We start from the raw sequence: 13,410 nt of genomic DNA, 5'->3' as shown, positions 1-13,410 counted from the left end.
TTTTGCTTTTTACAAACTTAAAATGGAATGACCCCGATAACGAGTGCGACAATGATCATTACCAGCGATGAGCAGCATGCCCATTTTAAAAACGAGCGCTGCAAGTCCCCAAATTCAGCGCCGACCATGCCGACCAGCAAATATGTGGAAGGAACAAGCGGGCTTAACAAGTGGACCGGAAGACCGAGCAGCGAAGCCCTTCCGATCACTGCCGGGTCCAGGCCATAAGCGGAGGCGGCTTTGGCAATGAGCGGCAGGACGCCGTAGTAAAAAGCATCGTTAGACATAAAGAATGTAAATGGCGCACTGATGATGGCTGTAATGACCGCAAAATGTGGCCCCAGGGCTGCCGGAACATGCGCGATCAGGGTATTGGCCATCGCATCAATCATTTTCGTTCCGGATAAAATGCCAGTGAAAATACCGGCAGCAAAGATCATGGTAACAACGGACAATGCATTCCCTGCATAGGCAGCCACCCGTTCTTTCTGGTCTTCCATGTTCGGATAGTTGACCAAAATGGCAATCGCAAAACCAAGCATGAATAATATCGACGTCGGCAGTACTTCCATAATTAACCCGACAAGGAGTGCAATGGTTAATAGACCATTGAACCAAATCAGTTTCGGACGTTTCGTATCCGCTCCTTCCCCAACCGCAATGGCAGCGGCTTGTTCCAAAAAGGCTTCGTTGCCGGCATCGACTATTCCAAGACGCTTTCTTTCTTTTCTTCCCAAGTAAAAAGCGAGAAATAAAACGAACAAGACTCCACCGATCATGGATGGAATGACAGGTGTAAAAAGTTCGGATGATTCAAGCCCGAGCGCGCTCATGGCTCTTGCTGTCGGGCCGCCCCAAGGCAGTAAATTCATAACGCCGGAACCGGATACCGCAATGCCTGCCAGAATGAGCGGTTTCATGCCGATCCGCTGGTAAAGCGGCAGCATGGCGGAAATCGTGATCATATAGGTTGTTGTCCCATCCCCATCCAGTGAAACGAGTATCACCAGGATCGCTGTCCCAATGGCGATTTTGAGCGGATCGCCCTTCACCACTTTTAAAATTTTTGAAATTACCGGGTCAAACAGGCCGGCATCAATCATAAGCCCGAAATAAAGAATCGCAAACAAGATCATAATCCCTGTTGGCGCGACACTTGCGACCCCATCCAGCGCCATTTTGCCGATGCCCTTCCAGAATCCGCCGATCAAGGCAAAAACAATTGGAATCACCATCAAAGCAATCATGGCCGACATGCGCTTTGTCATTATTAAAAACATGAAAACAACAATCATTAAGAATCCTAAAATCGCTAACATGATCCCACCCCTTTGTTTTTATTCATTTTACACAACAAATCACCATTTGTAAGCGTTTACAACATTAGGATTATAAAAACCATTTTAACCTTTTTGTTCATTTTGTTCATGGAAAGCCTGGACGGGGCATTCCTCTTTCCCCTTGCAGTGAATGAGATCATACTCGCGACGCCGCTTGTCAAATATGCAGGTACATTTGCAAACTCCTTCCATTAAATTAGATAATTTTTGTGATCCTGCGATTTTATGTATATCTGCACTGGCAGGAAGGGGCAAACTAAATTAGATAATACTTGCGCTCAGGCCTGCCGACAATCCCGTATTCCACTTCCGCCTTGCATGTGTGAACCGAGATTAAATACTCCAAATAACGGCGTGCAGTTGTCCGGGAAGCACCGATTTGCCCGGCGATCTGTTCTGCTGATTGGCCTTGATCTGTGAGCAAAGCAGCTTTGACTTTTCCGAGTGTGATCGTATCAATGCCTTTTGGGAGCTGTGTTTCCTTTGCCGCTGCTTCCTGGCCACGGGTACTGAATAGGGAATCCACCCATTCCTGGTCAATAGCCTCTGCGGTTTGGAAGCGGCGCCTTTTTTCCAAATAGGCTTCGATCGTCGCTTGAAAATGCTGGAGCGTAACCGGCTTAATAAAATAATGCTCTACCCCGTAATGGAGTGCTGTTTCAATAAAATCTTTTTCTGCCGCTGCTGTAATCATCATGATATCGACATGCGGAAATCTCTCCCGAATATCGGCAAGCAAATCAATGCCGAGATGATCGGGCAAATAGATATCAAGCAACAGCAAATCCGGCTGTTTTTGCTGCAGAAATTCAAAAGTCTGTTCTGCTGTCAACGCCTTTCCAACCACTTTGATACATGAAAATTTGGCCAGAAATTTTTCATGCATATCCGCAACACGAAAATCATCCTCTGCAATCACGACTTTTAATGATTCCAATTCAATCCTCTCCCTTTGTTTTCGGTAAATAAATCGTGAAGGTGGCCCCTTTTCCAACTTTGCTGTGCACTTCAATAAAGCCCCCAAGTTCATGTACGGCCTGGCTTACATTTGCCAATCCAAATCCACGCTGCCCCTCACCGTTCTTTGTCGTAAAACCCCTTTTAAACAATTGATTGATCATCTTTTCGTCCATGCCAATACCAATATCGGTAATTTCAAAAATAATGTCTTCGCCGATGTCTGTTGCAAAAAATAAAACGGCAGGCGCTTCTGATTGGGATACCGCTTCAAAAGCATTATCGAGCAAGTTGCCAATGATGATGATCAGCTGCGATAAGCTTATCTGGTTCGGCAGCGGCTGCAGAGAGCTGTTCGGATCAATATCAAAGACAATCTTCTTCTCTGAGGCTTTACCAAGCTTTCCGAGCAGGATGGCCTGCACCTTTGCATCTTTGATATTTTCAAAGACACGTTTTTGCTGGCTCTGCAGATTTTTGGTCTCCTCCTGGATAAACATCACGACTTCATCATAGGCGCCCAATTGCAATAGGCCTGAGATGACATGCAATTTATTTGTATATTCATGTGACTGGGCACGCAAGTCTTCCGAGTATTTGCGGACCTCGCTCAGCGTATTGATCATTCTTTCAATCTCGGATCGGTCGCGGAATGACGCCACGACCCCTGCCACTTCTCCCCGGTCATTTAAAATCGGTGTGCTGTTGACGATGAGATTTTGCTTTTTCCAGACAATCTCCTGATCCATCTTCGGCCGTTTTGAGTGGAGGACGTCATAGAAAATGGAAGCCGGGATCCATTCATCTACTTTCGTATGCCGGACAGAACCATGAATATGAAGCAGCTTTTTGGCGGGCTGGTTCATGGTCGTAATAAAACCATCCGGATCAATCGCAATGATTCCTTCTTTAACGGCATGCAGAATGGCCCGTTTTTCTTTGTAAAGGGCGGCAATTTCAAATGGTTCCAGCCCCATTGTATCTTTGCGGATGTCACGGGCGAGCAATGTACTGCCGAAAACCGCAAACAAAAGTGCAATCAGGGCGACAATACCGACTTTCATCATGCGGTGATTCATCTGCTGATTGATATCGTGCAGCATATAACCGACAGATACCACCCCGATAATTTTTCCGCTGTCATCATAAATCGGCGTTTTTCCGCGCAGTGATGGGCCAAGCGAGCCATCTGCCTTTGAAATATACGATTCACCCTTTAAAATCGCACGCTCATTATCGCCGCCCACCATTTTCTTTCCAATATGGTTTTTGAGCGGGTGCGAATAACGGATTCCTTTCGTATTGCCGACTACGATAAATTCCGCACCCGTTTGTTTTCGGATTTTTTCGGCAAGCGGTGCGATCGTTTTTGCCGGGTCTTTCTGCTGAAAGGCCTGGACGATGGTTGGCATTGATGCAACCGTTTTCGACATTTCCAATGCCAAACGGCCCTTTTGTTCTTCGACTTGCCTGCTTTCAAGCATCATAAAGTAACTCGTCAACATGACAATGATGAGAAATGCCATCAAAAGCACAAGCCCTAATATTTTCGTCTGCAATGAAACTCTTAATCTGCGCATCCCCATCCCCCATCAACTTCTCTATCTCTTTATTTTACACGATTTTTTAAAATTTTTGTCATATTTGAATGGCTGAGGCGTGGATTCCAAAAGCTTTCTTTACCGGCAGCATAAATTTCGTAAGCAGAAATGCATTGAATCGTCCAACTGCCGGGCCTTATAATGGGATTATCATCTTTTAAACCATTTCTAGAGGAGATTTGCCAGTATGAACAAGCGGCCAAAACTTTGGACAAAGGATTTTATCCTGATTTCATCTACTAATTTTTTCACACATGTTGTTTTTTATTTGTTAATGACAACGATGGCGCTGTATGTGACCTCGGCGTACCATACAAGCCAGAGCACGGCGGGCCTTGCTGCGGGGATCTTTGTTATTGCGTCATTGATTGCGCGGGTTTTTGCCGGGAAATATCTTGACCAGTGGGGGCGCAAGCGGGTAATCATCTGGTCATTGGCTGTGTTTTTTGCGGTCATGGTGCTCCATTTTGCAGCCGGCAGTTTGGCTGTCCTCATGGCACTGCGGTTTATTCAAGGATTGATGCATGGGGCGATTACAACGGCGGCGGGCGCCATTGTTGCAGACATTATTCCGAATGAACGGCGCGGCGAAGGGACTGGTTATTATGCGACAAGCATGAACCTGGCAATGGCGATCGGGCCGTTTTTGGGCATGTTCATCAGCAGCGTTGCCAGTTTTAAAATGATTATACTTGCAGCAAGCTTGATTGCACTTATCGACTTGGTTTCGGCGTTATTTATATCCGTACCGGAAGCAACGGTCACACGTAAGCAGTTGAAAGAGATGTCCGGATTTCATGTCAAAGATTTCTTTGAACCGGCCGCCGTGCCCATTTCCGCTGTGACATTTGCGATTACGGTTGCTTATTCCAGCCTTCTGACATTCTTGTCGCTCTATGCGAAAGATATCCATTTGGCCGGGGTTTCCAGTTTTTTCTTTATTGTGTATGCCGTAGCATTAGTGATGACGCGCCCGTTTACCGGCAAGTGGTTTGATGTGCGCGGCGAGAATTTCATCGTCTATCCGCTATTGGTCATTTTGGCTGCCGGGTTTCTGCTGCTCAGCCTCGCGCATAACGGATGGATGCTGCTCGCATCAGGTGCGTTAATCGGCATCGGTTACGGTACAGTCCAGTCTTGTTTTCAGGCGATTGCGATTAAGCTTTCTCCTCCCCATCATAAAGCGCTTGCGACTTCGACCTTCTTTATTTTTATTGATTTGGCAAGCGGGTCGGGCCCTTATCTGCTCGGAATCGCCGCCGGTTCCGTGAGCTTCCGTTCGCTTTATTTGGCCATTTCCGTTTGGATCGTGGCAAGCATTGCGATTTATTATTTTGCACACGGAAAAAAAGCTGCGTTGGAAAGAAAACAGGTAGCCGCACAACATTTGCGCAATTAATCATTCTTGCTTTGAAACGTTTCACCAGCTTGATGGAGGGCATTTGAGCCTGGTTTTTCTTTATAATGGGATTCACGGGTGTGGGTTTGTAATTTTCCCCCTGTTGGGTTTCATGCCGATATGAAGTACCCCGGAAATTCAAAAAGCAGGGCATTACCTCAATCTCAGCAATGCCCTGCCATTCAAAATCAATTTAGATTATAATACCTTATCCAAAAAGTCCTGCGCCCGGCTTGTTTTCGGATGGTCAAAAAATTCGTCCGGGGCGCCTTCTTCCAGAACTTTTCCTTCATCTATGAAAAGGACGCGGTCGGCGACTTCACGGGCGAATCCCATTTCGTGTGTGACAATAATCATGGTCATGCCGGATTGGGCCAAATCTTTCATAACGTTCAGCACTTCCTTGACCATTTCCGGGTCGAGGGCAGAAGTGGGTTCATCAAACAGCATCAGTTTCGGTTCCATTGCAAGCGCGCGGGCAATGGCGACCCGTTGTTTCTGTCCGCCCGAGAGACTGTTCGGATAGGCATCCGCCTTTTCTGTCAATCCTACTTTTGCCAGCAGGTCCTCCGCTTTTTCATGCGCGGCTTGGCGGCTTTCTTTTTTCACTTTCATCGGCGCATAAATTAAATTGTCCAATACGGTTTTATGCGGGAAGAGGTGAAAGTGCTGGAACACCATGCCGATTTCAGAGCGCACTTTCATAATATTGGTTTTGCGGTCGGTTACTTCTTCGCCGTCAATCCAGATTCGCCCCTTTGTCGGCTCCTCCAAAAAATTGAGGCAGCGCAAGAATGTTGATTTTCCGGATCCGGACGGGCCGATGACCGCGACCACTTCCCCTTGCGCCACATTTACCGAGATATCTTTTAATACTTCGTTTTGGCCGAATTGTTTATAGAGATGTTCCACTTTAATCACTGTATTTCATCTTCCTTTCCACCTGCTTGCCAAGCATTGTCAAGATTAAGACGAGTATCCAGTAGATGACGGCAACAAAAAGGAGCGGTTCAAAATTGTGGTAAGTTTGCGAACCGACAACCTGGGCACGCCACATCAAATCCAGGTAGCCGATGGTGGATACGAGTGCGGATTCCTTTGTAAGAGAAATGAATTCGTTCATGAGCGCAGGCAGAATATTTTTCATTGCTTGCGGCAGAATCAAATCCCTCATCATTAAGTGGTACGGAACCCCGAGTGCCTGGGCAGCTTCTGTCTGGCCCTTATCAACCGCCTGTATGCCGGCGCGGATAATTTCCGAAACATAGGCAGCCGAGTTCAGTCCGAAAGCCAATATCGCAGAAGGAAATGGCTTGATATCATAACCGGTCAGCTGGGGGATTGCGAAATAGATGAGCATGAGTTGAACAATCAGCGGCGTTCCGCGGAAAATCGAAGTATAAATATCACCGATCCACTTTAATGTTTTAACATGGGAGATTTTAAACAGGGCAAAAATCGTCCCGAGCACAAAACCAAAAAGAATCGCAAAGAAAACAAATTTTAGCGTTACCCATATCCCTTTTAAAATAAAAGGGATATAAGGCACGATTTGGCTGAAATCCAAATTCATGCCTTACACCTCACTTTAATCGTAGTCTGTTTCTGTAACTGTTTTGAAAAATTGGCGCCCTGCCGAACAAGGCGCCTTGCATCTGAATTATTGCTGATCAATTTTCCATTTCTTTTCCAATTCATCAAGCTTACCGTTCTTTTCAGCTTTCGCCAGCACTTTGTTGACTTTGTCTTTCAGGTTGCTGCCTTTCGGGAAAGCAACCGCCATGCCCGGAGAGCTTGTAGTTGGGTCGTCAAACCCTGTTAAATTCTGCTTTTTGATATAACCGTCTGCCACTGTTTTATCCAAATAGGCGACTTGAATGCGTTTGGACAGCAATTCCTGGATTAAGTTCGTAGAGTTATCGAGTTTTTTGACACTGAAATCATACTTGCCTTTCAGCTTATCCGCGCCTTCTTCCTGAATCGTACCAAGCTGTACGCCAACGGTCTTTCCTTTGATATCTTCAAGCTTCTTGATGTTTGAACCCTTTAAAGTTACAAACATTTCTCCTGAGTGGTGGTACTGTTTCGAAAAGTCTACGTTTTTCGCACGTTCCTCTGTTGCAGACATGCCTGAAAGCACCATATCCACACGTTTAGATTGCAGTGCGCCGATCAACCCATCAAATTTCATATCTTTTACTTCAAGTTTATATCCCAGTTCTTTTGCAATGTATTTTGCCAGATCAATATCAAATCCCTCAACATTGCCTGAAGTGTCTCTTGTTTCAAACGGAGCAAAGTCTGCTGAAGTCCCCATCGTCAGTACTTTTTGCTTTTTGGAAGAGCCTTCGTTGCCGGAACCTCCGCAAGCTGTCATGAGTACCATTGCAAAAGCAAGCGTCATCACCAAAATTAACTTTTTCACCATTTTTCCTCCTAGTGGCTGTATAAAATCTTTGGAAGTATTTTTATTCAACAACATGAATTTTAACATATTGTTGGATATTTGAGAAGATACATATTTTAGAAAAGTATTTTAATAGATTAGTCAGCTTTCACCAAGTCGCCAGCCTTCACATTTGCTTCGAATTCCTGCTGCATTTTGGCAAAGATTTCTTTGTCTGTCATCAAGTCATAACCCGTCATGGCCAGTGCCAATGCTCCGCTTGACAGTACTTGGTGGGAGTTGTCCGTAATTGTGGTGTCGGCAAACTCCTTCGTATGCGCGACCAGACCCGGCTTGTCCAAACCGATGTACGGGTGAATGGCCGGCACAACATGGCTGACATTGCCCATATCGATCGAACCGTATGACGTTTTTTGCTTCTTCACTTCTTTGACTTTCGTGGTTAGCAGATTTTGCGTAAACAGCTGCGACAAGGTTTGATTTGTGATCATATTGTCATAGCTTAATTCATAGTTTGAGATGTGCAGCTCAGCCCCGGTCATCAGCGCGGCGCCGGTTGCGATGTTCTTTACCTTTTCAACGACTTCATTTAAATAGGTACGGTCTTTGGCGCGCACATAAAATTGGGCGACCGCTTTATCGGGCACGATGTTTGCGGCAATTCCGCCTTCCTTTATGATCCCGTGAATGCGGACATCGGAAGTCACATGCTGGCGGAGTGCATTGATGCCGTTAAATAACTGGAGGACTGAATCTAGCGCGTTGATGCCTTCTTCCGGGTTGGAAGCAGCATGCGCCGATTTGCCGCGGAAGTCAAACTGAATCGCGTCCATTGCGAGCGACTCCCCGCTTTCATAAGATTGATCAGCCGGATGCACAATCATCGCCGCGTCAATGTCATCAAAAATGCCCTGCTCCGACATCGGAACTTTGGCGCCGTTGGTTTCTTCCGCCGGCGTTCCGAGGACGACAACGCGCCCGCCGGTTTCTTGTGCGAGTTTACTTAACAGAACCCCTGCACCTGCGCTCATCGTCCCGATCATATTATGCCCGCATCCGTGGCCGATGCCCGGAAGTGCGTCGTATTCAGATAGAAAGGCAATTGCCGGGCCTTCTTTTTTGCTGTCATATACCGCTTTGAATGCGGTCGGCCTGCCTGCAATTCCTTTTTCGACTGTAAACTGGTGCGATTCAAGAAAACCGGCCAGCAGTTTCATAGATTGATATTCCTGATCCCCGAGTTCAGGATGATGGTATAATTCGTCACTCATTTTCCATAACTGCTGCTCGATCTCTGCTAAATGCTGTTTTAATTCTGCTTTCATTTGGAAAGTTCCCCCTGCTCATCCTGAATAAAAATGTAAAAATATTAATATTTATAAATTCATTGTTATAAATATACACCAGGTTGCAAGATTCGACAAGGGGTTTTTTGATTTTTGTCAGGAAATTTCCTACGTCCCATCCATCCATGATCGGCACACTCCCAATCCATGCTTGGCTGGATTCACACGAACTGTGTTTTTTCAAAAAAAGCTTTACCCCGTTTTGAAGGAGTAAAGCTTTATAGTGATCAGATCATCACTTTGCAAATATCATTTGTGAAGGCAACCGGGTCTTCTATATCCAGGCCTTCAATTAAGCGTGCCTGGTTGTAAAGCAGGTTGGTGTACAGTTTACATTTGTCTTTGTCGTTTTCAAATGCCGCTTTTAATGCGCGGAAAATATCGTGGTGGATATTGATCTCAAGCACCTTATCCGCTTTGACGTTTTGGCCGTTCGGCATCGCGCTCAACACTTTTTCCATTTCAACCGATACTTCGCCGGCAGTTGTAAAGCAGACCGGATGCGATTTTAAGCGGTGTGATGCGCGCACGTCTTTGACTTTGCCGTCGAGCGCGGTTTTCATGAATTCAAAGAGGTCTTTGTTTTCCTTTTCTTCTGTTTCCGTTTCTTTTTTGTCGTCGTCCTCAATGCCGAGGTCGCCGCTTGCAACAGATTTGAATTCTTTTTCTTTGTACTTCATGAGCATCTTGATCGCAAACTCATCGATATCATCCGTAAAGTAGAGAATTTCATAGCCTTTATCGGCGACAAGTTCTGTTTGCGGCAGTTTTTCAATGCGGTCAATCGATTCACCGGTTGCATAATAAATATATTTTTGGTCCTCCGGCATGCGGCTGACATATTCATCAAGCGTCACAAGCTTTTTGTCTTTTGATGAATAGAACAGCAACAAATCCTGCAAATCTTCTTTATGGGTGCCGAATTCATTGTAGACGCCGAATTTCAGCTGGCGGCCAAACGATTTGTAAAACGCTTCGTACTGTTCGCGGTTGTCTTTTAAGAGATTCGCAAGCTCGCGTTTGATTTTGCTTTTAATATTTTTCGCGATCAGTTTCAACTGGCGGTCGTGCTGCAGCATTTCCCGTGAGATATTCAATGATAAATCATCCGAGTCAACCATGCCTTTGACAAAGCTGAAATAATCCGGCAGCAGCTCCGCACATTTTTCCATGATCAGGACACCGTTTGAATACAGTTCGAGGCCTTTTTCGTATTCCGGTGTATAGTAATCAAATGGTATATTCTCCGGGATATAGAGAATCGCATTATACCGGACAGTCCCGTCGACTTTGATATGGATATGTTTCACCGGTTTATCATAGCCGTAATGCTTTTCCGTATAAAAGTTCTCATAATCCTCGTCTGTCAGTTCGTTTTTGTTTTTGCGCCAGATCGGAACCATGCTGTTAATTGTCTGTTCTTCTTTGACTTCTTCAAACTCGTTGTCGCTGCCTTCTTTCGGCCGTTGTTCGGTCACTTCCATTTTAATGGGGTAGCGGATGAAGTCGGAGTATTTTTTGATGATCGCCTTGAGGCGGTATTCATCCAGATATTGATCATAATCGTCGTCTTCGGTGTTTTCCTTTAATTTTAAAATGATATCAGTGCCGGTGCCGTCTTTTTCGCAAGGTTCAATCGTATAGCCTTCCGCACCTTTTGATTCCCATTTATAGGCCTGGCCGCTGCCGGCAGCTTTTGAGATCACTGTGATATGATCGGCAACCATAAAGGCGGAATAGAAGCCGACGCCGAATTGGCCGATGATATCGTGCCCATCCTTTAATTCCGTTTCTGTTTTAAAGGCAAGGGATCCGCTTTGTGCAATGGTTCCGAGGTTATTTTCAAGTTCATCTTCTGTCATGCCGATTCCGGTATCAGAAATGGTCAATGTCCGGTTTTCTTTGTCCGGTGTAATTTTGATATAATAACTGTCTTTGTCAAACGTGAGGTTTTCATCTGTCAGTGCCTTGTAATAGATTTTGTCAATAGCATCGCTTGCGTTTGAGATAATCTCGCGCAGAAAAATATCCTTTTGTGTATAAATCGAGTGGATCATCATGTCGAGCAGGCGTTTCGATTCTGCTTTGAATTCTTTTGTTGCCATTCATGATCTCCCCTTTCAGTGGTTTTGGTTCTATATGTAATTTGTTTTCTGTCCGATTGTATTAGCACTCCTATCATCTGAGTGCTAACATATTACTTTTTAGCACAGCACCGGTAGTTTGTCAAATAATTGGCGGTTTGGCGCAGCGCCGGCCTAGTAAGCCAAATGGTAAACGGAGAATTTTTCATACGGGTTATGTTCGTATAAATTAGTGAGTGGCACTTCGAGTTTTCGCTCAAAAGAGGTCTGTTCATCGAGAAAATAGGTATAATCCAGGGATGGATAGTACAAAATGATGTCCACTTCCCGCTTCGTTTTTTCAACGGAGCGCAGGATATTCTGCACCACTTTCATGAAAATCCCGGCTGAGAACGGGTTGAAAAAATAAAAGCGATTGTCGGCGGGATTGATTTCGTATTCTTCGGCGAGCATCTTATGGAAGTGGATGCGGTCCGGATGGTTGCCGAATTTTTTCGTATATCTACTTTTGTTTTCCAGCGCCTGATGGTAAAAGGTATCATTCATTTCAATGCCTGTCACGGTGGCATGGAAAACATGGTGAATATAAAAATTGAGGCGCCCTTTCCCGCAGCCGAAATCCACCACATGGTCGCTTTTTTCAATTTCGTAATGGTCAAACAGCTCATCCAGCGCGACATACGGGGTCGGTTCGTAGCGGTTATAGTGCAGCGACTGGTTGAATCCTTGTTGTTCCCCGGTTGTTTTGATGTGAAGCAGGCCGTCAATATATGAATCGTTCATGATTAAGGCTCCTATATGCATGTTTTTTCTTTAGTTTAATCGATTTTTTAATCATTGTCCTGATAAAGATCCGGCAAACTTCCTAATTTGAATAATGCCGGCGATCACCGCCAGACATTTTTAGTAAATCGTCTTGAAAGGGAGAGATGCGCTCTATTATGATAAGGAGGGAGATTTGTTTTCTTGATGTATCAACTTTTAGGTGAAGCAGCTTTAACCCGGCATTGAACAGCTTACATACCGAAAGAGGTGAGGCGTAATGGGCATTAAAGCAGTATTTAGTGATATTGACGGAACTTTATTGAATTCCAGCCATCAGATTTCACCCGAAACAAAGCGGGCAGTCCAAATGTGTGTGGAAAAAGGCGTTCCATTTGTTCTGGTTTCTGCCAGAATGCCAAGCGGAGTGGCCCCCCTTCAAAAAGAGCTGGGCATTATGTCGCCGATGATTTGCTATAGCGGCGCGCTTGTGCTGGGGAAGCCCGAAAAAAATGGAACCCGTCCTGAACTTTACAGCAAAGGGCCTTCCGATCACGATGCCTGCCGCTTATACAAACTGGTTCATACTGATTTTCCCGGCATCAGTTTTAATGTGTACCACGAGGACCAGTGGATTGTGGAAGATCTTCAAAATGAATGGGTCGTTCAGGAACAGGCGATTACCGGGGTCGTCCCGCTTGAAAAGCAACTTGATGCTTATTTAAAAGAAGGCCAGCCCATCCATAAAATTCTTTGCATGGGGCAACCCGGGGAGATCAGCCGGCTTGAGGAAAAGCTAACCGATTATTTTCCAAATCTGTCCATTTACAAGTCAAAAGATACGTATTTGGAAATGATGGACAAGACAGTATCCAAATCCGCCGCCATCCTGAATTTAATGAGTCAACTTGGCATTTCCCGCCATGAAATCATGGCATTGGGCGACAACTTTAATGATCGTGATATGCTCGAATTTGCCGGCATTGGGGTGGCAATGGGAAACGCCCCTGCTCAAGTCAAAGAAAAAGCTGATGAAGTGACTTCTACCAATGACGAGGACGGGGTCAGGCATAGTTTGGAGAAACATATTTTAAAGCCCGGGCATCTATAAAGTGAAACTTCCATCAGCGGGGGTTTTCCTTCATCCCCCACTGATTAGAAAATGAACAAAGGCTTATCAGGGAGATGTTGGGAATGTTTGTCAACTACCCACCACTTATCGGCCTTACGGTCTGATTGAAGTGGGGGCTTGAAAAAAGCCCTAGTTGTCTACTCTAAGTCCATGTGGGCTACGTTATCTTTCATGTAGACACCCATGAATGATTCCCAAGTTCATGGCTCTGTCGTGGCTCTCTAAACAGTTCTGAGGGGAAGGAACAGTGAACCACGTTGCGAAGGTTAGATAACATTGAGGATGGGAAACCACTCCAATAAAGGAGGGACACTTCATGTTAGTGTTCGTACAAAGCAAGCATGGTGAAGCACTTATGCCATGCAAACCAAGAAAAGCAAGG

Annotated in this window: 11 protein-coding genes; 2 read left to right on the top strand and 9 right to left on the bottom strand. The window is 45.3% G+C overall.

Features of this window, described 5'->3' with window-relative positions:
• Nucleotides 1-17 precede the first annotated feature (17 nt).
• The 3 genes from C232_RS0114595 to C232_RS0114585 form a co-directional block, all read right to left on the bottom strand.
• On the bottom strand, nt 18-1,319 hold the full coding sequence (locus C232_RS0114595) for a CitMHS family transporter (protein WP_018664890.1): 1,302 nt from the start codon (nt 1,317-1,319) through the stop codon (nt 18-20).
• Nucleotides 1,320-1,596: 277 nt separating this feature from the next.
• On the bottom strand, nt 1,597-2,277 hold the full coding sequence (locus C232_RS0114590) for a response regulator (RefSeq protein ID WP_018664889.1): 681 nt from the start codon (nt 2,275-2,277) through the stop codon (nt 1,597-1,599).
• Nucleotide 2,278: 1 nt separating this feature from the next.
• Nucleotides 2,279-3,877, bottom strand: a complete 1,599-nt coding sequence (locus C232_RS0114585; protein WP_018664888.1) for an ATP-binding protein — start codon at nt 3,875-3,877, stop codon at nt 2,279-2,281.
• A 208-nt stretch (nt 3,878-4,085) separates the two neighbouring features.
• On the opposite strand from C232_RS0114585, the gene C232_RS0114580 reads away from it, so the two are divergent.
• On the top strand, nt 4,086-5,297 hold the full coding sequence (locus tag C232_RS0114580) for an MFS transporter (RefSeq protein ID WP_018664887.1): 1,212 nt from the start codon (nt 4,086-4,088) through the stop codon (nt 5,295-5,297).
• A gap of 198 nt (nt 5,298-5,495) precedes the next feature.
• Here C232_RS0114580 and C232_RS0114575 read toward each other — a convergent pair whose 3' ends face one another.
• The 6 genes from C232_RS0114575 to C232_RS0114550 all read right to left on the bottom strand — a co-directional run bounded on the left by C232_RS0114575 (nt 5,496) and on the right by C232_RS0114550 (nt 11,917).
• Nucleotides 5,496-6,218 carry an amino acid ABC transporter ATP-binding protein gene (locus C232_RS0114575; protein ID WP_018664886.1) on the bottom strand — a complete coding sequence of 241 codons (723 nt, stop codon included), beginning with the start codon at nt 6,216-6,218 and terminating at the stop codon, nt 5,496-5,498.
• Nucleotides 6,211-6,870: an amino acid ABC transporter permease gene (locus C232_RS0114570; protein WP_018664885.1), complete on the bottom strand. Its 660-nt coding sequence runs from the start codon at nt 6,868-6,870 to the stop codon at nt 6,211-6,213. The genes C232_RS0114575 and C232_RS0114570 overlap by 8 nt, the downstream gene beginning before the upstream one ends.
• Before the next feature lie 87 nt (nt 6,871-6,957).
• A complete protein-coding gene (locus tag C232_RS0114565; RefSeq protein ID WP_018664884.1) occupies nt 6,958-7,725 on the bottom strand; it encodes a transporter substrate-binding domain-containing protein in 768 nt (255 codons plus the stop codon).
• 116 nt (nt 7,726-7,841) lie between these two features.
• Entirely contained in the window at nt 7,842-9,029 is a 1,188-nt protein-coding gene (locus C232_RS0114560) for a M20 family metallopeptidase (protein ID WP_018664883.1), read from the bottom strand.
• 248 nt (nt 9,030-9,277) lie between these two features.
• A complete protein-coding gene (htpG, locus tag C232_RS0114555; RefSeq protein WP_018664882.1) occupies nt 9,278-11,155 on the bottom strand; it encodes a molecular chaperone HtpG in 1,878 nt (625 codons plus the stop codon).
• Between the two features lie 153 nt (nt 11,156-11,308).
• Entirely contained in the window at nt 11,309-11,917 is a 609-nt protein-coding gene (locus C232_RS0114550) for a methyltransferase (protein ID WP_018664881.1), read from the bottom strand.
• A 259-nt stretch (nt 11,918-12,176) separates the two neighbouring features.
• Here C232_RS0114550 and C232_RS0114545 point away from each other — a divergent pair, with 259 nt between their 5' ends.
• On the top strand, nt 12,177-13,007 hold the full coding sequence (locus C232_RS0114545) for a Cof-type HAD-IIB family hydrolase (RefSeq protein ID WP_018664880.1): 831 nt from the start codon (nt 12,177-12,179) through the stop codon (nt 13,005-13,007).
• Nucleotides 13,008-13,410 lie beyond the last annotated feature (403 nt).

This window comes from Heyndrickxia acidiproducens DSM 23148 (assembly GCF_000374345.1).
Lineage (GTDB): Bacteria > Bacillota > Bacilli > Bacillales > Bacillaceae_C > Weizmannia > Weizmannia acidiproducens.
This window is presented reverse-complemented; position numbering and strand designations above follow the sequence as displayed.

What these genes read in the sequence shown, in the direction of transcription:
- C232_RS0114595 (WP_018664890.1), bottom strand. Translation starts at nt 1,319, where the DNA reads ATGTTAGCGATTTTAGGATTCTTAATGATTGTTGTTTTCATGTTTTTA.
- C232_RS0114585 (WP_018664888.1), bottom strand. Translation starts at nt 3,877, where the DNA reads ATGCGCAGATTAAGAGTTTCATTGCAGACGAAAATATTAGGGCTTGTG.
- C232_RS0114580 (WP_018664887.1), top strand. Translation starts at nt 4,086, where the DNA reads ATGAACAAGCGGCCAAAACTTTGGACAAAGGATTTTATCCTGATTTCA.
- C232_RS0114570 (WP_018664885.1), bottom strand. Translation starts at nt 6,870, where the DNA reads ATGAATTTGGATTTCAGCCAAATCGTGCCTTATATCCCTTTTATTTTA.
- C232_RS0114565 (WP_018664884.1), bottom strand. Translation starts at nt 7,725, where the DNA reads ATGGTGAAAAAGTTAATTTTGGTGATGACGCTTGCTTTTGCAATGGTA.
- C232_RS0114560 (WP_018664883.1), bottom strand. Translation starts at nt 9,029, where the DNA reads ATGAAAGCAGAATTAAAACAGCATTTAGCAGAGATCGAGCAGCAGTTA.
- htpG (WP_018664882.1), bottom strand. Translation starts at nt 11,155, where the DNA reads ATGGCAACAAAAGAATTCAAAGCAGAATCGAAACGCCTGCTCGACATG.
- C232_RS0114550 (WP_018664881.1), bottom strand. Translation starts at nt 11,917, where the DNA reads ATGAACGATTCATATATTGACGGCCTGCTTCACATCAAAACAACCGGG.
- C232_RS0114545 (WP_018664880.1), top strand. Translation starts at nt 12,177, where the DNA reads ATGGGCATTAAAGCAGTATTTAGTGATATTGACGGAACTTTATTGAAT.